Annotated in this window: 18 protein-coding genes and 1 tRNA gene; 12 read left to right on the forward strand and 7 right to left on the reverse strand. The window is 57.6% G+C overall.

The annotated features are described in order from the left end of the window. The 6 genes from HY962_06450 to HY962_06475 all read left to right on the forward strand — a co-directional run. The coding region (locus HY962_06450) for a hypothetical protein (protein ID MBI5646555.1) at positions 1-196 on the forward strand (196 nt) is incomplete at its 5' end. 162 nt (positions 197-358) lie between these two features. Then, positions 359-5,221 (forward strand): SBBP repeat-containing protein, encoded by a 4,863-nt coding sequence (locus HY962_06455; GenBank protein MBI5646556.1) that lies wholly within the window; start codon positions 359-361, stop codon positions 5,219-5,221. Positions 5,222-5,232: 11 nt separating this feature from the next. Next, positions 5,233-5,781 (forward strand): dihydrofolate reductase, encoded by a 549-nt coding sequence (locus HY962_06460; GenBank protein ID MBI5646557.1) that lies wholly within the window; start codon positions 5,233-5,235, stop codon positions 5,779-5,781. 128 nt (positions 5,782-5,909) lie between these two features. After that, positions 5,910-7,052 carry a glycosyltransferase family 1 protein gene (locus HY962_06465; GenBank protein MBI5646558.1) on the forward strand — a complete coding sequence of 381 codons (1,143 nt, stop codon included), beginning with the start codon at positions 5,910-5,912 and terminating at the stop codon, positions 7,050-7,052. Continuing rightward, positions 7,042-8,103 (forward strand): metallophosphoesterase, encoded by a 1,062-nt coding sequence (locus HY962_06470; GenBank protein MBI5646559.1) that lies wholly within the window; start codon positions 7,042-7,044, stop codon positions 8,101-8,103. Before HY962_06465 ends, HY962_06470 begins: the two co-directional genes overlap by 11 nt. After that, a complete protein-coding gene (locus HY962_06475; protein MBI5646560.1) occupies positions 8,103-8,936 on the forward strand; it encodes a haloacid dehalogenase-like hydrolase in 834 nt (277 codons plus the stop codon). The genes HY962_06470 and HY962_06475 overlap by 1 nt, the downstream gene beginning before the upstream one ends. On the opposite strand, the gene HY962_06480 is transcribed toward HY962_06475, so the two are convergent. From HY962_06480 to HY962_06495, 4 genes are all read right to left on the reverse strand, one after another. Next, complete coding sequence (locus HY962_06480) at positions 8,868-11,225, reverse strand: hypothetical protein (protein MBI5646561.1); 2,358 nt, start codon at positions 11,223-11,225, stop codon at positions 8,868-8,870. The two genes, HY962_06475 and HY962_06480, sit on opposite strands and share 69 nt — an antisense overlap. A gap of 224 nt (positions 11,226-11,449) precedes the next feature. Then, positions 11,450-12,661: a DUF4900 domain-containing protein gene (locus HY962_06485; GenBank protein MBI5646562.1), complete on the reverse strand. Its 1,212-nt coding sequence runs from the start codon at positions 12,659-12,661 to the stop codon at positions 11,450-11,452. Positions 12,662-12,669: 8 nt separating this feature from the next. After that, positions 12,670-13,269, reverse strand: a complete 600-nt coding sequence (locus tag HY962_06490) for a hypothetical protein (protein ID MBI5646563.1) — start codon at positions 13,267-13,269, stop codon at positions 12,670-12,672. Between the two features lie 9 nt (positions 13,270-13,278). After that, a complete protein-coding gene (locus HY962_06495; GenBank protein ID MBI5646564.1) occupies positions 13,279-13,773 on the reverse strand; it encodes a hypothetical protein in 495 nt (164 codons plus the stop codon). A gap of 406 nt (positions 13,774-14,179) precedes the next feature. On the opposite strand from HY962_06495, the gene HY962_06500 reads away from it, so the two are divergent. The 4 genes from HY962_06500 (at position 14,180) to HY962_06515 (ending at position 17,816) form a co-directional block, all read left to right on the forward strand. Further along, a complete protein-coding gene (locus HY962_06500) occupies positions 14,180-14,845 on the forward strand; it encodes a hypothetical protein (GenBank protein ID MBI5646565.1) in 666 nt (221 codons plus the stop codon). Between the two features lie 522 nt (positions 14,846-15,367). Continuing rightward, positions 15,368-15,856 (forward strand): hypothetical protein, encoded by a 489-nt coding sequence (locus HY962_06505; GenBank protein MBI5646566.1) that lies wholly within the window; start codon positions 15,368-15,370, stop codon positions 15,854-15,856. A gap of 43 nt (positions 15,857-15,899) precedes the next feature. Continuing rightward, positions 15,900-17,138 carry a hypothetical protein gene (locus HY962_06510; protein ID MBI5646567.1) on the forward strand — a complete coding sequence of 413 codons (1,239 nt, stop codon included), beginning with the start codon at positions 15,900-15,902 and terminating at the stop codon, positions 17,136-17,138. Positions 17,139-17,180: 42 nt separating this feature from the next. Continuing rightward, positions 17,181-17,816, forward strand: a complete 636-nt coding sequence (locus HY962_06515; protein MBI5646568.1) for a hypothetical protein — start codon at positions 17,181-17,183, stop codon at positions 17,814-17,816. Positions 17,817-18,083: 267 nt separating this feature from the next. Here the strand turns inward: HY962_06515 and HY962_06520 are convergent, their stop codons facing one another. Together HY962_06520 and HY962_06525 are read right to left on the reverse strand one after the other, a co-directional pair. After that, the gene (locus tag HY962_06520) at positions 18,084-18,362 is read right to left on the reverse strand and encodes a hypothetical protein (GenBank protein ID MBI5646569.1); all 279 of its coding nucleotides are present in this window, start codon (positions 18,360-18,362) and stop codon (positions 18,084-18,086) included. 247 nt (positions 18,363-18,609) lie between these two features. Further along, positions 18,610-19,035, reverse strand: a complete 426-nt coding sequence (locus tag HY962_06525) for a tyrosine-type recombinase/integrase (protein ID MBI5646570.1) — start codon at positions 19,033-19,035, stop codon at positions 18,610-18,612. Here HY962_06525 and HY962_06530 point away from each other — a divergent pair. Beyond that, positions 19,015-19,096 (forward strand) — tRNA-Ser (locus tag HY962_06530). The two genes, HY962_06525 and HY962_06530, sit on opposite strands and share 21 nt — an antisense overlap. 76 nt (positions 19,097-19,172) lie before the next feature. Here the strand turns inward: HY962_06530 and HY962_06535 are convergent. Next, positions 19,173-21,272: a VWA domain-containing protein gene (locus tag HY962_06535; protein ID MBI5646571.1), complete on the reverse strand. Its 2,100-nt coding sequence runs from the start codon at positions 21,270-21,272 to the stop codon at positions 19,173-19,175. Positions 21,273-21,703: 431 nt separating this feature from the next. On the opposite strand from HY962_06535, the gene HY962_06540 reads away from it, so the two are divergent. After that, positions 21,704-22,204 (forward strand): rubrerythrin family protein, encoded by a 501-nt coding sequence (locus HY962_06540; GenBank protein MBI5646572.1) that lies wholly within the window; start codon positions 21,704-21,706, stop codon positions 22,202-22,204. The last annotated feature ends 25 nt before the right edge of the window (positions 22,205-22,229 follow it).

Here is a 22,229-nt window from a genome sequence, read left to right on the forward strand (position 1 = left end):
CGGAGGCGTTTTCGGTAAGGCATCATTAAAAAAAATATTTATAGCAGAAGAGGTCTCGGCGTGCCGCGGCTTCATTAATCCCGGCTTCGAATACCGTGCTTCCGGCGGCTTCGTGTTCCGCGGAGGAGTGTATCTGCTGTTTCTCGATGAAGGCTTCTCGCTCTGGCCCGGGATACAGATGGGCGTGGCGTTTTAGGATCCGCGACATATTGGTCCACGGCTCCGATCAATTCCGACTCCGGATTGCGGACCACTCACCCCGACACAATACTCGTTTCGTTTCGACAGGCGCGGTTGTTACTTTCGCGGCATGCGCACTACAGCGCGGCCCGTGTTGCGGAAAGATCGGAGACGAACGATGGCGCACCTGAGACTGTTCCTTTGTGCCTTGAGTGTTGTTATCGCAGGACTGACACCAGCGAAGGCGGAGGGGGGAAAACATCCGGACGAGCCGGGCAGCGCGAACATGCAGGGGTTTGTGCTGAACGCCGGTCAGTGGGATCCACGTATCTCCGCCGCGGGATTGGGCGCTGCTCGCGGCGCGATCTTCACTCGGGACGGTGTGACACTGTTGACGCAGGCCGATGGCAGTGGCGGGGCGCTGCGGTATCCGGGCGAGCTGCGCCGCGCGACGGGTGAGCCGCAGATCACGCGCGCCGAGGAGCTGCGTTTTGTGGATGCATCCGCCGGCGTCCGTATCGTCGGCGAAGAGGCGAGCGGCGCGACGGCACACTTCTATCTCGGCGATACCCGCGAAAGGTGGCGGGAAGGCCTGACACAGTACCGACGACTTCGATACGAGGGACTCTGGTCCGGCATCGACGCGGTATTCGAAAGCTGCGACGGGCCCATGACCCTGCGTTTTGAACTTCGTCCTGGCGCGAATCTGGCGGATGTCGCCCTGCACTGTGACGGTGCAGGGGCGAGGGACGTGATGCGCGCAGTGTATGCCTGGCAGGACGGAGGCGCGGGACGCGTGGCCGTCGCGGCCCGCCTGCTCCGCAAGGCCGACGGGAGCTATGGCATCGATGTTCGCGGCGCCGATCCGGCTCTTCCGCTGACACTCTCGCTCGATTTTGTGACATGGTTTGGCGGCACGCAGAACGAAGCGGGCTACGCCGTGGCGCTCGACAGCGACGAAAGTGTGGTACTCGCGGGCATCACGACCTCGGCCGATTATCCGCTGCTGCGCGCGGGGCAAAGCACACTTTCAGGATATTCGGATTTTTATATCTCGAAATTTGCCTCCGACGGACGCACGCTGCTTTCGAGCACGTATTTCGGGGGCTCCATGACCGAGCGCTTCCCGTATATCGCGATCGGCGCCGGGAAGTCCATCGTTATGGCGGCCTTTTCCACATCGCCCAACTACCCCCTCACGGCCAACGCGGCCGTGAAGGTCAAGACGGGGCAGTGTATCGCGCGTTTCGATTCGACCGGGAGGTTGCTGTACAGCTCGTGGTTGTGGTCCGACAGCCTTTCCGAGTACTGCGGGCTTGCGACCGACCGCTGCGGCAACGTGTACCTCACGGCCGACATCGAGGTGAACACGACGTTGGTGACACCCGACGCGCTGTTTCCGCGCAACGCGGGCGATGAGGACGGCATCATCATCAAAGCCCCGCCCACCTGCGACACGATTCTGTACGCGACGCTGCTGGGCGGACCGGCGCACGAGGAAATGAGCGCCATCGCCGTCGACGACGAAGGCAACATCATCATCACGGGATTTACGAATGGCGCGAAGTATCCCGTCAAGAACGCCGTACAGCCGGACTACGGCGGCGGCGTGAGCGACGTGATACTGACGAAGATCCGTCACGACGGGAAGGCGCTGATATTCTCGACCTATCTGGGCGGCAGCGGCGAGGATTATGTCGCACAGAACTTTCTCGGCCGCTGTCTGACGGTGGACGAATCCGGGAACATCTACGTCGCGGGTGTGACAGAATCCGCGAACTTCCCCGTCCTCCGCGCCCGGCAGGCCGCGCGTGTCGGCGCCGACGATATGTTCATCGCAAAATTCTCGCCCGCGGGCGATCTGCTGTATAGCACATATTTCGGGGGCGAAGGAACCGAGAAAGTACTGGGCATCGCGGTCGACCGCTGCGGCAATCTCGCCGTCACGGGACAGACGCTCTCGTCGCAGTTTCCGTTGGTCGGAAGTATGTCGCAGACCGGACGCGGCTTCACCACGCTGTTCAGCGCCGACGGCGATTCCATCCTGTTCTCGTCTCGCTGGGGTGACGCCGACATCCAGTGCGTGGCGCGCACCGATTCGCTGCTCTACTTCACGGGCAGCGCCGCCTCGGGTGATGTCGTGCCGATTTTCAACGCCGTGCAACCGACACGCCGCGGCATCTCCGACACGTATTTCGGCCGTATGTGTATGCCCGCGTGTGTGCCCAATACCCTCGATCTCATGCAGGTTGCGGTACGTTTTGTCCATATCGACACCATCCTCGTCGACAGTCTGCGGCGCAAGCCCGCGCCCGAATCATTCCCCGTCACCTGCGTGTTCCGCAACACAACGACCGACCGTGTCATCATTGCGGGCGGCACGCTGCTGCTGCCGCCGGGATGGGCCTTCGTCGCTCCCGCGACAGGGGTACTGCAAAACACCATGATCGGACCGGGCGACAGCATCCGCGCCACCTGGACAGTGCGTATTGCGGCCGTGTCGACGCAGGAGGCCGACGGTGTGCTGACCTTCGATCTGCACGCGCGCAAATACTACGGCAGCGCCTGTGCGCCCGAACGCGGCGCGTTTGTGTCGTCGATCATCACGCTGCGCAATATCGACGAGCCCTACCCGCCCCTCGTGTGCGGCATCGCGGCGCTCGACACACTGCGCGCCGATGAGGCGACGGAGGGCTATCTGCCCGATACCGTGACGGTCGAGTACACCGTGCGGAATCCGACGCCGAATTCCATCGTGGTTCTCCGCGCCGAACTGCTGCTGCCCGCGGGTATGGGACTCTCGACCATCCCGGCGGCCGACGAACAGCGTCCCGGCTTCACACTCGGGCCGGGTGCGGTGATGCGTCTGCGCTGGAACGTGCGCGCGGAAACGCGGCTCCGGCCGCGTATTGCCGGACTGCGCGCGCGCGTGGTCATCGCGTACGACATCTACGAGGTGCCGCTCGCCGATTGTGAACAGCCCCTGTTCATCGAGGGCTATCCATTTTCGGCCTGCACGATGACAGGACCGGCGGTGATACGTATCAATCCCGCGAACGGGACCACTCTGCCCGCACCCATCGTGTACAGTTTCCGAGTACGCAATCCGCGTGACTCGGCGCAGGTGTATGCGCGGGTAGATCTCGACCTGACCGCCGCCCCGCATCTGCAGTGTGTGACGGGCGACAGCACACGGCGCGGACCACTCGCGGTGCAGGCGCGCGGTGAGTCCGAAGTGCGGTGGACGTTGCGTATAAAAGGTCCGATTGCCGCCGCGGCCTACGACACCATCCGTTGCACCGCCATCGACGATCTCGGAGTGCGAAGCACATCGTGTCTGTATGTGACACGTATCGATCCGGTCTTCCGGCAGGTGACCTGCTCCGTCGAGGCCGATCGTATCGTGGTCGACAGCTCGGGGACTCGCACACAACCGAATCCATTCACGGTGCGCGGCATTATGCAGAACACGGGCAATCAGGAGTTGAATCACCTGCGTGTTGTACTGCTGCCCGCCGAACTTATGACCGTGCGGCTGCTTTCGGACGCCGACGTCAGTCTTCCGCGAATGGCGGCTGGAGAGATCGACACCGTTGTATGGCAGGTGATGGCACTGGCGCTGCCCGCCGGTCGCAGTCCGCTCTTCACCATCCGCGTGATCGATTCACTCGGCGCGCAGCTCGCGCAGTGCGAGACGGCCGTCACTATTCCCGGTATCTCGAATCCGACGTACTGCGCGGTCGATTCGCCCGACACGCTGCGCTACGACGCGGCGCGCGACGCATGGACGCCCGATCCCTTCACCGTGCGCTGGCTCTTCGAAAATCGCAGCGACGCCACGCTGCGTAATGTGGAACTGCGCATCGATCTCACGCGCGCGCCGCATCTCGACCTCGCGAACGGGGAATCGGCTGTGCGGACCATCGCCACCGTTGCGCCGCGCGCCCGCGATACCGTGCTGTGGCGCCTTCGGGTTGCGCATCCTCTCGAGGAACTCATGATCGACGAGATCATCGTGCGGTATCGCAGCGCCACCGACACGACCTGGCGTTTTTGTTCACGCGTGGTGGTGGCCGAAGGGCGGCATCGCATTCTGGTGCTCTGCAACGTGGCCGGGCATGACACGGTGTGGAGCGATCCCGCGTATCCCGATCCCGTCCCCACGCCCCTGCAGTTGCAGTACACGATACAAAACAACGGCAACCTGCCGCTCACCGGCTGCAGTGTCGCGATTCTGCCGCCGCCGGGATACCGGGTCATGCCCGGCACCGATTCCGTCAAGGTGTTCCCGACAGTGATGCCCGGCCTGCGTGTTGCGCGCGAATGGTTTCTCGAACTGGTCCGTGTGCCCGCCGTCGCGCAACGTGACACGGTACGCTGGGTGTGGAGTTGTCCCGCGGTGCGCCTCGACACCGCGTGCCCCTTCATCGTGCAGTACCTGCCTGCGCCGCCGCAGGGCATCGTGATCTCGCCGTGGATCCTGCACTTCATCGCCGAACAGAACAAGGCGCTGCCCGCGGCGCAATCCGTGCGACTCTGGACGGGCGGGGCCGCGCCGACGGTCTGGCAGAGCCGTCCGGGCGCCGCCTGGCTCGACGCCGTGCCGGCCTCCTCGAGCGGACCCGGCGCGATCGACGTGCGGCCCAATACCACGGCGCTTGCGCTGGGTATCCATGCCTCCGACGTGGCCATCACCGCCGCGCCGCCCGCGACGGGAAGGACGGTGCTCGTGGACTACGAACTCGTGACACAACTCGGTACCGGCGATGATATCGGACCCGTGACTCCTATTCTCGACATGCCTTTCCCGAACCCCGCCGCGAAGCGCTTCACACTTACGCTCCATGCCGCGCGGGCCGGACGTGTCACGCTGCTTCTGCTCGACGCGCTGGGCCGTGTGCGCGGCACGATTTTCGACGACGCGTGTGATCCGGGGTCGCGGCGTTTTGATGTCGACGCGGGCGGACTCGCGCCGGGCGTCTATTTCATACAGCTCCGCGCCGAACGCGCGGCGGCCCTGCGCGCCATCATCGTGCGCTGATCGAAAGGAGTATGGTGATGCGCTGTTCCGTGTTTATTGCAACAAGTCTCGATGGGTACATCGCCCGCGAGGACGGTACCATCGACTGGCTGCTCGAGGCCAATGGCACGGTGCCCGCGGGCGAGGACTGCGGATTTGCAGAATTCATGTCCGGCATCGACGTGCTGGTCATGGGCCGCAATACTTTCGAACAGGTGATGACGTTCGATACCTGGCCCTACGGGGAGACGCGCCTCGTGGTGCTGAGCAGTTCGCTCCACCGGGTGCCGGACGGGTGTCCGGACACCGTCTCGGTCGCGAATGCAACACCCCGCGGGTTGATCCGGGATCTCGCGGACGCCGGCTGCACACACGCGTACATCGACGGCGGCGACACCATCCGTCGTTTCCTTGCCGACGGACTCATCGACCACATCACCATCACGGTCATACCCGTTCTGCTCGGCGGCGGCAAGCCCCTCTTCGGCGCAGCAGAGAAGGACGTATGGTTAGAACTGGAGTCGAGCAGGTCCTACGATTTCGGCTTTGTGCAGAACCGGTACAGGGTGCGGCGCGGTTGAGCGCGCCTCTCGTAGTCTCCTACCAGGGCCGGGGTGTTGATACTCCGGCCCTCATCAATTCCGCGCCAATACAACACAGGGCCGTAACAATCGCATTCTAATTTGCAGCGTCACAAGAAGAGCAAGGAATGCGAATCGTTTATTTTAACGCGAGTTTAAAAAGGGGACAGGACGGTGTCACGCGCTGCGTGTTTCGTACCATCGACGCAGCGCGGCAGCGTGGCCATGTGGTCACCGCCGTAACATCCGCCATGGCGGACATGCGCGAGGATGTTGCACATGTTCGTGTCCCGTCGGTGGCGCTGCCGCTGCAGCCGAATTACCGCATTGCGATCCCGGCGCTGCGGGCGTTCGACAGGCATCTCGACGAATTCCAGCCCGACATCATACACGTCAACAGTCCGTGTACGCTCGGGTGGTCCGCTATACAGTATGCGCGGCGCGCGGGCATCCCCGTGGTCGCGACGTATCACACACACTTCCCCACGTATCCGAAGTACTACGGGATGCAATCCATGGAGAAGGTGGTGTGGAGCCTGACCCGCCGCTTCTACAACAGTGTCGACCGGACCTTCGTGCCGACGGAACCTATCCTCGATGAACTGGCGCACAACGGAGTGGAACGGCTCCAGTATCTGCCGAACGGTTTCGATAGCACACTTTTCTCGTCAGCGTACAGATCCGAGACCTGGCGCGGGAGGTACGGTGCAGGAAAGCACCCGGTTGTGTTGTTTGTCAGCAGACTCGTGTGGGAGAAGGATCTGCGTGTTCTCGCCGCGGCCGAAGCGCGGCTGCGCGACGCCGGATCGCAGCATGAAATGGTCGTGGTGGGCGACGGTCATGCGCGCGCGGAATTCGAGACGATGATGCCCCGTGCGCACTTCCTCGGCTATCAGGAAGGACGCGCCCTCGCCGAGTGTTACGCGTCGTCCGACATCTTCGTGTTTCCCTCAACCACGGAAACGTTCGGACTTGTGACGCTCGAAGCAATGGCCTCTGGACTCGCCCCGGTGGCCGCGCGCAGCGGAGGAGCCGCCGAGTTGATCCGTCACGGAGCGTCCGGGCTGCTGTGCCGACCGGGAGATGCGGCGGATCTCGCCTATTCGCTCGCCCGGCTGATCGCGGATGTCGACCTGCGCGCAGGGCTCGCGCGAGGTGCTATCGAACGGGCGCAATTGTACGAGTGGAACACGGTACTCGATCAGCTCTTTCGATCTTATGACGAACTGGTGCTTCCCGCCGGCGTCGAGGTGTGCTCCTATGCCGCGTGAAGCGGCGGCGCGCCGGAATCGGGCATTGCCCGTTCTGCCGCGGCCCGACGATTCACATCGCTCCGCGTTCTGTGCGCCGCCCGTGGCCTGCGAAACGTCTTCAACACGGCCGTATCGGCTGGTGCATCTTTCCGATCCGCATATCAGCCGCCGGTATTATCGGGAGCATATCAAGTCGCTGAAAATACTGCTGCGTTCCATTCTCGAGGCCGGATGTGATCACCTGATCGTGACGGGCGATATCGTCAGCACGGCAGATCCCGACGACTTTACGCTTGCGCGCGAGATCTTCTCCACCTTCGGCCTCCTCCGGTCGGACCGGCTCACACTCGTGCCGGGCAACCACGACATGTTCGGGGGACCCCACAGGGCTGTCGAAGTTCTCGAGTATCCCAGCCGCATCCGCAGAGTCGATCATGCCTCGATGCGGCGCTTGTTTGTGGATACCTTTGCCGAGACCTTCGACGATGCGCTCCTGCTGCTCGGGGATTCGCCCTTTCCCTTCGTCAAACACGCGGGTCCGTACGACATCATCGGCATCGATTCCACCATGCCGTGGTCGCTGCTGCGGAATCCTTTCGGCAGCAACGGGCGCGTCGACGATCCGCAAATGGAAGCGCTCCTTGCACTTTCTCCACTTCTTGATCCTCGGCGTATCCCTGTCGTGGCCATGCATCATCACCTCGCGAAGGCAGGTGATACACTGTCGGATCATGTGGTGTGGAATGTGATCGAGGATTGGACTATGCGCCTCTGGGGACGGAAAAAACTCGCGCGGCGTTTTGCCTCGCTGGGTGTGCGGGTCATATTGCATGGACATGTGCACTGCAACACCGTGCACACGCTTCGCGGGATGTCCGTCGCCAATGGCGCGGGCGCGGTGTGCGACGATCCGCATCCCTTTCTCAAATACAACGTGGTGTGTATGAAGGAGGGCGGCATCTCGCTCGAGACCACCACGCTGCCCATTCCGTATCAGACACAATCCCTGCCGTCACTCCGGCCGCGGAATCACCGGCTGCCCTCCCGGCCGCAACTGGCGGCCACCTGATGCGCAATCCATCGCTGCTTGCACGCGTCATCGATCTCGAACAGCGCGCCGCGATGGCACGCCGAGGCAAGCCGCGCATTGCGGTCTTCGACCTCGACGACACGCTCCTGATCAACGATATCGGCGAAGCGGTCCTGCGCATTCTCATCGCGCGCGACGAACTGCCCGATGAATACTGGGCGGAGTATGAGGCACTGCTGCGTGTTGATGTCCCCGCGGCCTACCGCCGCGCCGCCGAAATGCTCGAAGGTCTGCCGGTGGCGCGTATCGCCGACGCCACACGCACGGCATTTTTCGACTATTCTCTCGCGGTCTGTACGCTGTTGCCTTTGCACCTGCGCCCGCGGCCTGAACCCTCGATGCTGGAACTTGTCCGCCTCCTGCGCAGGCGTGGTTGGATCGTCGCGGTCATCTCCGCGAGCAATGCAATCTCGGTTCGTATCGCCGCGTCCAATGTTTTCCGCCTCGATGAGTGGCACGCGTACGGTATCGAAAACGTTGTTGCCGGTGGTGTGTGCACGCGCGATCTCGTGTTGCCCGTGCCGATCTTCGACGGGAAAGCCGACGTGTACCGCGCCGTGTTCGGCGCGCATCCGCCTCTGCTGACTGCGGGGAACAGCCTCATGGACGTGCCGCTTCTCCGGCTCACGGATTCCGTCGGATGCAGCTTCTGGGTGGGTGACTCGGCCGAGTCCTTTCTCGAACTCAAACGCGACAATTCCTTCCCGCAGGAACTGTGTTTCATCCGCCGCCGTACGAGTATTTCAGTACTCGCACACCAACACATGCACATCGGCGGAACAGACCACGCGGCTGCCTCCGTCGTGGTGTGATACCGCCGCGGGTCCGTCGGGTATCGCTACGGCGCGGCGCAGTTGCCAGGGAAGAAAAACCTCGATCGCCTCGGGATGTACACCGGCTCGCGACTGACGAGACAATTCGATTTCCATGCGGCGGCCGCTGTGACGCAGGTGCAGCGACACGAGGCCAAAGGCCGAAGGTGCCTGCTCGAACAACCACCCGTCGGCATGTGACACCATTTCGCGTGTGGCCCCGGCCAGCAACTGCAAGCGCGCGCCAGCTTCGCGCAGATAACAATCACGCAGGAATAGCACCGTCTCGGCGGCGGCCCATCCGTGATGGCCGTCCCCCATGGCGCCTCCGCCGCTCCACGGGTGCAGCGCCTCTGGCAGGGAATACGGCGGCGTGATTCGATCGAGTATCGTGCGCGCGGTGCGCCACGCTTCGTCGCGGTCGCCGAGCACCAGTTGTGCGTGCGCGACCTGCAGGGTCAGGTACGGATTGTGGCCGGAGTGGATGATGGGATGATAGAATCCACGAGGTCCGACATAGGCGCGTGCGAGGTGCCGCACGGTGCGGGCGGGTGCATCCCAGCCGTCGACATGCAGATCGAGTGGGTACACGGCGCTGACCGATCCGATGGCCGAATGATCGAAGGGGCGTCCTGGCGCGGCAGGAATCATTCCATCATCGCGGCTGCTGATGCTTGTGTGTATCGCGTGCTCAAGCCGCGCCGCGCTCGCATCCGCTCGTTCGGCTGAGGCGCGTTTGTCCAACACCCGCGCCACGTCTGAGAATGCCCTGATACCGGCGAGCGACCAGAATGCGTCCCAGTAATACTGATCCGCCGTGCCGAAATGTTCCGCGCTTAAGCCGGGTGGAGGGAGCCCGTTTCCGCTTGCCCGGCATACCGCTTCAATCCAGGCGACGGCATCTTCCAATTGCGGATACCAGCGGCGGAGCCACGTGTTCGACCGCGTCAGGAGGTAGTGGTCGCGTATGGCGACGAGCACCGTGCCGTTCGAATCCCATTCACCGTCCGGACCCTGGAAGTACCCGTCCCGCCGCTGACCTCGCGGGAAGCCGTCGAGCACTGTACGCACGGAGCGGTCGAAACCGAGTTTGTCCAGCGCGCGCAACATGGGGCCCGCATCACGGTACCAGAAACGATGGTACAGCCACGGGCCGGGTGTTATTGTGTCGCCGTCGCAGAGTTGCAGCAGTGTGAGCCGCCCCGCGTCCATCACATCCTGTACATGTTTCTCTGTAAAACGGAAACGCGCTCCGGTGGCGAGTTCCGCGCGCCAGCGCGCCTGTTCTCGCTCCTTGCGATGTTCGAATCTGACGCGCGAGCCGGGCGAGGGCGGACTGTTCCGCACGCTCTCTTCATCGTCGAGCGCTATGCTGAAATCAACAATGTGCCGCTCTCCGGGCACGAGGGTGAAACGGAAGGCCGCCGCGGCGTGTGCGAGTCCGTGTTCACACGAGGCCTCGCGTCTTCCAGTCACCTGCAGTGCGTCCAGCCCCCGCGCCGCAATATCGCGCGCCACATCCCCGTCCTGCCGTGTGCCGAATCCCACCCAGTCGGGAGCCGACGCAAAGTGTACGGCAGGGACTCCATGAACCATGATCAGACGTGCGGATGGCATGGAGATGTGTGTGATGGGTGCGACACCCTCGGGATTAAAGGGCCTGATGCTGATAACCAGCGCGCCCTGTTTCTCCGTGTCCGAGATGTTGTGCACCGCCGCGCGTGCAAAAAGCACGTCGCGGCCGCTGCGTGTCGTGGCGGCGACGGTCTCTGTCGACACCTCCATGCCGGCGGTCTCATATGTGGTGCGCACGGATGGATGGTCGGTGGCGGCATACTGCCGCACTCCATGCAGCCGCGCAGGGAAACAGGCGCCCTGCCTGTGTACGAGCCAGACATCCACCGACCACTCGCGCGGGAGCGGCGTGATCAATCCGCGGGGATCAATCACCGCCTCGTGCCTGCCTTTGAGTGTTCCGACCATGGTCCAACTGCGATGTGTCACGTTGACAAGCAGGGGGTTCTGCGCGCGCGGAATGAAGCTGTCGCTTTCCGGATCGAGCTGCATGTGTACCCAGTACGGATATTCCCAGTCGCCGTTCATCTGCAGCGTGGCAAAGTTGAGCAGGCCCCGCACCACAACCGGTGCGCTGAGCAGAAGAAGGTCCTTCGAAAATGTCACGCCGTTGGACTCGCCCAACCGCGCAGTAATGTGGAATTGTGTGAGCAGATCCTTGTGTAAGCCGAGGCCGCGGAGCAGACGTTCGAGCAGGGTGATACCGAGGGACATGGATGCGCCGCTTGTTGCGATTCTCGTGTGAGGACATCGCAAGCTACACGCGCTCTGTGAGTACCGTGTTACACTTGGGTGAGGGACGTGTTTTTGTGTCCGGGCTTCGCGTCCTGCGGAGATGTCGCGAACCGCAGTTGTTGTAATGGACGGTCAGGGTACTGATTCGTGCAGCCACTCTCAATGCGCTTCTATACCAACATCTGGCAAATCGAGAACACCATTCACTCCAGCCACGACAGAATTTCGTACAGACCCGTCGTGGGAAAATACGGGGGCGAGCCGACCATGAGCCGCTCGTCATACCGCCAGCGCGACTGATAGCCGCTCGTCACCTTGCCGGTGGAAGAATTGAACACACCGGTCGCCTGATCCTGATGTTCGATGAGCCCCCCGACGAGGTTTATTGATCCGCAGGGGCCGATATGCTGATAGTTCTCCGCGCCCAGACCGCCCTTCAAACTGAACAACGACGCGTGAATATTGATGTCGGATTTATTCGGCACATTATCGGTGATGATGAAGTTGTTTTCCGCGATGATCCCGAGCATGTCGGTGCTCGGTTCGTGCAGCGGATTCTTGCTGTACACGATGTCGTCGTCGAGGTACACATTGCCATGGCCGAGGCCCGAGCTGCCTATGGCGCCGATGGTCACCTTGCCCTTCACGGTGCCCTTCACACGCAGGTCGCCTTTCTCGACGAGTATGGTCCCGTTTGGCGCGAGATCGGTCAGCGCCATCGTCACGGGTGATTTGCCCTGCACCGTGTATGTCACATTCCCGTTGTTGTGGAATTCGAGAGAGACGTCGGTGTTCGCCCAGTACTTGCCGCCCGTCATGGCGGCGTCGCGGAAGGGATTCACGTCGGCGGGCAGCGGGATGTCGACGCCGCTTTGATAGCCGCCGTAGAATTTCGGCGTCGAGGACGCGGGATTTTTTTTGATGCCCAATTTTGTGGTGACCTTTCCGTGGAATACCGGACTTCCGGACACGTTGATCTTCTGCTGCGTGTGGAACGGACCCCAGAGCGTGTCCTTCGTGACGAAATACAGATTGCCCGGAAGCAGATTCACATAAAACGCGAACTTCGCGAAACTGCTCGGTTGAAGAATGACACGTACGGTGCTGCTGTGGTTGAAAAAGGTGCCGACGGCCTCGAGCGACTTGCGCTTCTGCGGGAGATCGGTCACTGTCACGTCCAGCTCGCCGCCGAACAAGTCGATGTTCGAGAATCCATCCATCCACAGCGGATCGAAATAGATCCGACTGGCGGCCATGTTCGCGCCGCTCACCGCGATATCGTGCGCCCGGTGTTCGCAGTAGTGATCCACAAAATTTGCATCCGATTCGAGCCCTCGTTCATTGAGGTTCAATGCGATAGTACCAAAGACCATGCTCAGGCCCAGAACCACGATCAATGACGCTTTTCCGCCCATCACAGCACCTACCTGTTTCTGAGATTGCGTGAAGCCAGCCGGAACTGCTGCCAGTAGGCAACAGGATAATCCTCATCAAATGCCGCGGAACTCTCCACCGACACCGCAAGCTGTATCATGTATATTTCGCTCGGCACGGTGATGGGGAAGGGGATCGGGGCGTTCAACGCGTTGAAGTACCGGAGCTGGAACTGCGTGCAGGGTATCTGCACGACACTTGCAAAGTTGTTGTTCACACGCCGGCTCAACATACGGTCGCGCGGATTCGGCGTGCCCGCCAGCACGGAGGTGGACCCAAGCGTGTACCGCACGGTGTCGAGGGTGCCGTCGGATTCGAGATCCGTCAAAAAGGTGATGCGTGTGGAATCCGCCGCGATGATCGACTTTGAAGGGTCGGGCAGTTTGAGCGGATCGCTGCAATAGCCGATGCGTCGGAAATCGTTTTCGAGCTGCGCGCTCACTTCACTCAGGAGACGTTGCACTATCACATCGTCGTTGTAGTAGTACGATGCCTCCGACGTCCTGATGCTGTACGATACTACCGACAGCATGAAGAACCCTCCGATCATCAGCGCGCCGATGATGTCCAGCATAGTCGAGCTGCCCATGGTGCCTCCTCAGCGGAAAGTCCAGTAACTGAATATCGTCGAGAGGCGCACCGTGTCCTGCATGGAAACGCTGGTGACGGTGACCTCGATTTTTTTGTGCCACGTTTTTCCGGCGGCGACCAGATTGGGCGCTGTGGGCTCCGCATAAGTCACACGCGCGCGGATATCGAAGACGGCCGACGGGAGGCTCGCATCAACGCGATGGAAGCCGTTGAAGTCGTCGAAGTCGTTGAAACTTGCGTATGTTTCCGAGCCGTCAGGACCCAGCGACGCCGACGCGGTGATTTGCGAGAGAGCCGACACGGAATTATCGACCGTCGCCTGGTCGAACGCCTTGCTCGATGCCTCTTCCATCACCGACGAAGCGAGGGTGGTGGCCAGGACTCCGAACTTGCCGTTCATGAGGAGGTCTTCCGTTGCGAGGATGTTTGTATTCATGCGCAGCATAAGCAGCGAGAACATCAGCATCGAGCCGAGTGTGAGAAACATCTGTCCTGTACCCATAAAGCAACGTCCGAATTTGTTGGTCGTCAATGATTACAGCACGGACGTACACATCCCTGTCCTGAGTGTTTCAGTCTGTACTATCCGATATGCACACTATAACAAATAACATGCCTTTGTTATAGACTGGCGATTCTGTTGAAAAACAAGAGGTTTTTGAACAACGCGAAGCGTTAATCATGCAGATTTTTCTTGAAGCCGGGTGATTATTTCAAAAAGCGGCGCTGTCGGAACCGGATGGCACACGGTGGTCCGGCGTCGCTCCGGGTGTGCTTCGAGAAACGACGCGATCGGGAACCGCCCAGCGTGTCACACCATCTGACGCAGGGCTGTGTACCGGGAGAAACCGCGCCCTGATGAGATGTTATCCTTGATTATGCGTGCACGCGTATGTACGTTCACTTGTATGCGGCCGCAACAAACTTCTTCCTCCACCATGCTCCTTCGCATCTTATCCCTCGCAGTGCTTCTCTGGATCGCTGTTCCAGGGCGGGCATATTCTCAAGAAATCGGAACGGACTCCGAGCAACAAAATGCCTCCTCGTATATCCTTCAGATGCAATTGGGTGCATTGGTGTTCGGAGCACAGGACGTGTTTGCGCATACATTCTTGACGATTGGATGTGCTGGAAAATTTTCGATTATTCCATCGCTGGGTACATATTGGCGCATCGCCACCGGTGTGTCAAACAAACTTCCCTATTTCATCGAATGGCGGGATGAGGCATTCTATCTCCTTGATGTGAATCTTCTCGTAGATTTCAACGAACATGGAACCATCCCGGACATGAGTTCGGCAATGTCGGTTGGAATTTCAACGATAAAACCATTCGTTGATAGCTATCCTGTCAAGGATTTCGGTTCGACGACCGCGTACTGGTACACCTCGAACTGGCTCAACACGCTTCATCTCTACATTTCCTTCGCCTTCCGCTTCCATCCCTCGATGATAGAACTGTCTGTACGAATTCCATGGACAAGATCGATTCAGGAGTACAACCGTTTTTGGGCATTTGATCAGGAAGGACATATATTTTTCGGGTTAAGCTACGCGTATCTGATTGGGTTGTAGCTACCTCGCAGTTTCAGGTCGGAATGTCTCAGCGTAACGATGTATTTTTCAGGATCAAACAGAAAATGGAGAAAAAATAGCAGCACTCCAGCGGAGTCCAGTTAATATTCTGATCGCCTTTGTCGTCACAATCTCCGCAGATCCAGCGTAACGTACATTTTGCCCGGTCTATCCGACTAGATCACCGAGTACTCTCAGTTCTCAATTCCTCTCAAAACCCCTATCGACCTTCCAGTCGAATCGAATTGATTGCGCTGTGATTCTGCTCAGGAGCAAAGTGAGCATAGATCATTGTCGTCGACACGGACGAGTGCCCAAGGATCTTGCTCACCGTGTAAATGCTCGCGTAGAAGTCCATTACTAGCCACATTCAGCGTCTCTGACGTTACCTGACGGGGTCAGCAAAGGCGATTTGGAGGTGGCAGTGCTCGATTTTGAGCCTTGCGCGCTTGACTCAGCCTGTACACTTTGCTATGTTCCCACAACATATTGTCCTCATTCTTCCATACGGGAACACATCATATGGCAAAGACAAAGAAGACAGTCAAGGTCCGTATTCCGAAGCAGGCTGAAGAAGTCCCTGCCACTGCAAAGACTCTCATCGATGAGATGGTTGCAGGAGGAGCCTCGAAACTCGGCATTTCACGTGCTGTGGGAGTTTCAAACCAGACCATCATGTCTGTTGCACAGGGCAAGACGACAGGGTTCCGCAAGATGGATGCTCTTCAGAAGGTCTATGAGCAGTGGAAAACTGGCAGTCTTGATCTGAAGAGTCAAAGAGGAAGGAGGAAGGGCAGCAAGGCAGCGAAGGCTTCAAAAGCTGTTCCGAAGAAGTCTCGGAAGGGGACCGTCCGGAAAACTTCGGTGGTCTTGTCAGAAGGACCGATGTTGCATTTGCCGGACGTGACTGAACAGATGATTGTTGATGCCGAAAAGCAGATCGCTTCATTGAAACTGTCAGTGCAGTTCATGAAAGATGTGCTGGCAATGAAGAAAAAGTATGGGAAGTAAGAAGGTCATTGTCGTTGTATCTCGTGTTTAGTATGAGTGAAATATGGACGCAATAATAGAATTTCTAATCACGCATCTCGATTTCGTTCTCGGTATTATTGGCGGCTATTTGCTGAATAAATTAACCAGTCCACGTAGAAGGATCGTGATATATTCTACAAAAAACATTTCGACGATCTCAATTTTTAGCGAAATCAGACCACGTGTGAATATACGATTCGATGATGAATTAGTGGAGGATTTATCAAGTATTGATTATAGTATTGTTAACAGAGGGAACGTGGCAATCGGAAAGGCCGATGTGTTGGAGCCTTTTAGATTCATATGCCCCGAAGGAAGTCGCATTCTACATCACGAGATAGTGACCTCGTCCTCTGACTACATAGAACCCACGGCTGATCTATCAGGAAATAGTTGTTCGCTTTCGTTTTCACTCTTAAATCCGAAGGACATCATTCGACTACGGCTGCTATGCTCAAATATTGGGAGTAACTCAGTAGATGTGGATGGACATATTAATGGAATTCGAAAGATAAAATTTAATAAAGCAAAGCGACAAGATACGGCCTTAGAACAAATCAAAAGTTTTACGCTTCTCGCGTTTATGCTTACTATCCTATCAGTCGCATTCTTTACGCTAACAGTGGCAGATATTTTTAGCTATTATAATAACGCTGATATATTTCCCACAGCGAATTATAATAGCTTCACGAAGTATTATTTAAAAGATGAAAACAATGATAGTATGAGATTGGCTGTGCGGCTCGGGTATCTGTCTAAAGACCCAACAAGTGGAGTGTATTACTTGAACGTAGATGTTGTAGGACCGGGATATAAGGCTGAGCACCGTGATTATGCGCAACGAGTATTGTCTCAATATCAAGCCACCATTATCGAAATGAAGTGCTCCTATCTTGATTCTGCCGCTCTTGTTTCGACGTATGGATATCCTGATTCCATATTAGTGAGGGACTTAAAATTGGTGGGACAGCACGTCTCTGTTATTGAGGCTCAGCGGTGGTGTTACACACCCATGTCGTTTTTTCAGATGTTTCGCAAGTATATAGATATGAGGATGCATTATTTTATTACAGTATTCTGTCTACTTCTTGCCGTTATTTTTGTAACAATAAAAATACTGTTTGCTGGGTTCCGCCGGTTTAAACTATTGTCAGAGGAAGAACGAAAGCAGGTTTTGAATTCAATGTCATTTTTGGCTGTGCCGTATCAATTGTATGCGAGAATAATGCTCAAAAAGGCCGAACAGGCTGCTGTTTCGTAGTACAACATATTAGCTCTACTATCTGGCAAGGAAAATGTGTGTATGATTATGTTAGCGATATCAGATTCATTAAGAATTGTAGAACTTCAACAATCTGTCGAATTACTTGCACACAAACTCGATAGTCTTGGAAATCATACGAAATCGTTCTACGATGCAATGCCGACTGGGATTGGCTGGCTGTCGCTTTATTTCGGCGTGGCTACCGCATTCTTGATTGGTCTACTTGTGTGGAATGCAATTCGTGCAACTAGGATCCCTGAGGAGATCATTGAAAAACTAAATAAATTGCAAGAGCAGCTTGACGGTTCTGTTTGTGAGCTTGAGTTTCATGTTGGTGTTGCAGTGTTGAATACTGCATTAACTTTAGTGATCCAAGACAATGTCGTTGCGTTTTTTGCTTTAATGACTTCCGGTGTCAGACGGTTGACAAAAGCAGTTACACTAGAAAAAGCGGTAGTGGAAAAAATTGACTCATTGAAAGCAGCGATTGACGTGTCTCCAACAAGATTAGCAGCTAAGATTCCGCTCACAGAATTGGCGAAAATGGATGAGGTCAGCAATGCTCTCGCCAAAATGGTATCAACTTCGCTTACAATTACACTGAAGGTGAAAGAACTCGCAGAATCTTGTAACCGAGTATTCGAGATTGCAAAGGCAAATCAAAAATCTGATTGAAATCGCTAAGCTTTCTGATCTACAAGCTCTCCCATAATTCTTCTCGTCGTCTTTGTGCTTCTGCTCTTTTGCGAGCAAAAGTTGCTCTCTGTCCAGCCTTGATCTTTGCTACATGTTCTGGACTTTTGGGTCGCTTACTAGCTTTTAGCATTTTGGCTCTGTAGACAGGATCTGTTGCCCAGCGATTTAGTATCCATTCTCTCATTGCTGGATTTTGCCATCGCCGCTTCATGTTCTCTGACATTTTCGCTCTGGTCTCATCTGAAATCATACGCTTGTGCTTGTACATCGAATAGCCAGGAAAGGCCCATAGAACCACTTTGCAAGCATTCTGAAGATTTCAGCATGCTTGTGCGTCTGAAAATCATCCTTCAACACGGTCCATTCAAAATTCTCAAGTCCATCGGTTTCAATTGCAACCTTCAGGTCATTTCCAACTGATGTCCAATATCGGATTCGATTTTCAAGTGAAAGTGTTGTGAAACCGATAAAGATTGTGTCGTTGAGTTTGTTTCGTACAAGATAGCAAATGACTTTGCCTTTCATGATTCGATCCTCCTGATTTAGACATATTGATCAAAAGCGTGTAGTGATCTTGCTGAATCAGGCAGTCAAGAAAGGATAGCTGGTCCCTGTCCTACACATAGTATTTATCAGGAATGCGCATCATTTCGAAACGATCCGAATACTCTCGGTGGACTTTCTGATCTAGATCGGAAATTGGCATTGAGATCCGAAGAACAGTTCGAATAGCTCACCGAGCACTCTCAGCCCCCACATCCTCTCAAAGCCCCTATCGACCTTCCAGTCGAATTGAATTGACAGCACTGTGAAACTGATCCGGACTCCAGTGAGCATAGATATGTGTCGTCGACACCGACGAGTGCCCAAGGATCTTGCTCACTGTGTAGATGCTGATTCCTGCTTGGACCATCCAAGTCGCTCCTGTGTGCCTAAATGAGTGGAAGTGCAACTTCGGATTCACTCCAGATTTCTTGATATAGCTCTTGACCTGCTTCGTCACAAAGAAGTCCTTCAGTCTCTGTCCATCAATATCAGCAAAGACGAAGGAGCTTGTTCTGTCAGTCCCTGTCAGCAGTTCAGCAACTGCTTCATGCATGGGAATTGTCCTGTTCTTCCTGCTTCCCCATTGCTGCTGTTCGCTTTGTGTTCCATTTCGTATATTTGCCGTGCCCCCGGAGGGCTCGCATAATGGTATTGCAGCGGTCTTGAAAACCGCCGGGCGCAAGCCTGTGGGGGTTCGAGTCCCTCGCCCTCCGCATCGTAACAAGACAGGGCGGACCATCTGGTCCGCCCTGTTGCGTACTCGCGAGTGTGTGCCGTGCAGGCAGCCGCTTACCGCAGCAGTACCAGACGCTGTTGCACCGAGTGTGTTCCTGCACTTATGCGGAGCAGGTAACTGCCGGGCGCCGAGAGACGCCCCGCCATGTCGCGTCCGTTCCAGGTAAGCAGGTGTGTGCCCGCGTCGAGCCGCAGTGTGATAATGCGCACCACACGGCCGAGCAGATCTGTCACGACGGCGCGCAGCTCGAGGGGCTGTTCCAGTATAAGCGGCACGGAAAGCGCCATGCCCGAGGAGAGCGAGAGGGGCTGCGGGTAGGCGTTGCGGACCGTAAAGGCCACGGGAGATGCGGCCTCGTCGACAGCGTTCGGCGGCGGATCGATCTGGTTGGTTTCGAGCACCAGGAAGGCCGTGTAGGGTGAGAGCACGCTGTGTCGTATGCTGAGCGCGATGATGCTGTTCTTCAACTCGGCGCTTTCGCCGTAGCGGCGCACATCGTCGAGCAGCGCGTCGATACGTTTTGCAGCCCAGTACGCGCCTACCTCCTTCACGGGCACGTCGACGGCGGCTAGATCCACATCCCTGGTCGTCTCGGAGTCGGCGCCGTTGGGCGAGCGCCACTGCACACGCACGCGCTCCTTGCCGTCGCCCGTGTAGCGTCCCGTGCTGATGAACGATTCCCCGCCGACGAAAGGCGGATACACGAGCGGATGCACCATATAGGCCTTGCCGTTCAGGTACGTCACCGACGCCTCGCGCACACCTGCGGCTTCGAGATCGAAGAGCACGCGGCGTATCACTGTTTCGAGACTGTCGCTGTTTTCCACCATCTGCACACGGCCGCCGCGCGCGGCTGCTATATCGTACAGGAGTTGTATCGTGTTTGTGTAGAAGAGCAGGGGATAGATCGCCACGTTCAACGTGTCGGTGCGCGTGATCAGGGCCAGCAGTTCCGCCGCGTTGATTTTTCCCGCCGTCGGTTCGCCGTCGGTGAGGAACAGCAACCGCCTGTCGGCACTCGGGCGGAAGTCCGCCTGCAGACCGGCGGTGAACGCGGCCTCATAATTTGTCATGCCGCTGGCAACGTACATGCGGTTGACAAACTCGAGCGCCTTGGTGATAGAATCAGGCACGGCTTCGACAAAGCCGCGGTCCGACGGCCACGATATGGCGGTGGAGCTGAACAGCACGAGCCGGAAATGATCGACGGGACGCAGAGCGACAAGCACGCGGGCCAGGGCCTGTTTCACGGCGGTGATGCGCTGGCCGTCCATGCTGCCGGAAGCATCGAGCACAAAGACGATGTCGCGCGGCCCGCCCTGTGTGGTCATCGTGTCGGCCGGCATCATATGCCAGGTCATGAAGTAGGGATCGCCGGTCGCGTCGTTGGGATCCTTCCACGAGAGGGCGGGGAAGACCGTCTCGTTATCCACAACCTTGTACCGCAGTTCGTAGTCGCGTGTATAGTTCACCTGCTCGATGCCGAACTGCACACGGTAGTGCGACTCGTCGATCTTTGTCACCCGGTTCATCATCGGTTGGTCGTCGAAGGTTGTTCGCAGGTCGAGTATGGGTGTAAAACTCGACACATTGAACTGCATCTCCGTCACATTCACCGGCGACGTCTGATACCCGGCCATGTTCAGCGGGTAGCGGTAGGTGGCGTAGCCGTCCGCCGACAGCGGCAGCGTGTGGAAGTACTGGATCTCGACGCGGCGCGAACTGTTGGGCGCGATGGGAAAGATCTTGAGCTGGAAACGATTGGCGCCGAGCGATTCGAGCAGGGCCGGATCGCGGCGCACGCCGTTCACGACCGAATCGTACTTGCGGACGGCGTCCTCTTTTTTCAGGCAGATAAAAATTTTCCGCTGGCCGTTTTCCCAGAGCCACAGGCCGTTGACCCGCGCGCCTTCGGGAAGCTGGAAGGCGTAGAAGCCCTCGAGCGTGAGATTGTTGTCGTTAAAAAATTCCTCGTCGACATGTGTCACCGCGAGGCGTCCGTACAACGCCACCGTGCTGCGGATGGCCGAGATGCGGAGCGGATATACCGGCGTTTCCGTGCCCGGTCTGCGCGCATACAAAACGCCGGCGGAGAGTCCGCTCGTGGCGCAGAAAAACAACACGGCTGCAAAAACGTACATCCTCCTGTTCATGGTACCCTCCAGAAAGGTTGGATCACTGCATCGAATCACTGGTTCGGATTGGCAAAAAGCGAGTATAACGAATGGTTGGATCAATTTCCATGCAATTCGGCGGTAGGTAGATGGGTAGTTGGTAGATGGTAGATGGTAGTTGGGTAGGCCGATCTATTCCATTCGTGTGAGGATACAGGAGAAAGGAGACAGGAGACAGGCCGTGACTCGATTGCCTCCTGTCTCCTGTATCCTGTTTCCTGACGCGGACAGAGTAGACCAATCTACTATCTACCCATCTACCACCTACCATCTACTAACTACCAACTACCGATCTACCTAAGCAATTTCCTTGCAGAAAGAATCCACCGTATTTTCAAAAGACGCGGAGGCAGCGCCGCCGCGACGAAGAAGAGCCGCACATCATTCCCGCACATCATAAGGAGAGCACCATGGGCAGCACGCTCGACGATCTGAAGACCGCCTTCGCAGGCGAGAGCCAGGCCAATCAAAAATACCGCGCCTTCGCCGACAAGGCCGAGCGCGAAGGATTCCCCAACATCGCGCGCCTGTTCCGCACGACGGCGGAAGCCGAACGCATCCATGCCGCGGGCCATCTCGGCTCGATGAACGGCATCGGTTCGACGGTTGAAAATTTGAAGTCGGCCATCGGCGGCGAGACCTACGAGTTCACCGAAATGTATCCGCCGATGCTCACACAGGCCGAAGCCGAGGGACACAAATCCGCCGCGCGCATGTTCAACTACGCACTGACCGCCGAAGCCGTACACGCCAAGCTGTACGCCCTCGCGCTCGCGGCCGCCGAAGCCGGCACCGATCTCGCCGAGACACGTTTCTGGCTCTGTCCCGTCTGCGGCCACATCGAATTCGGCACACCGCCCGACATCTGTCCGACCTGCAATCTCAAGGGCGACAAGTTTGTGGAACTCTGAGTTCCGCACCTTCTGATGGAATCAA

It is taken from the genome of Ignavibacteriota bacterium, from assembly GCA_016218045.1.
In the GTDB taxonomy this organism is placed as follows: domain Bacteria; phylum Bacteroidota; class Ignavibacteria; order SZUA-365; family SZUA-365; genus JACRFB01.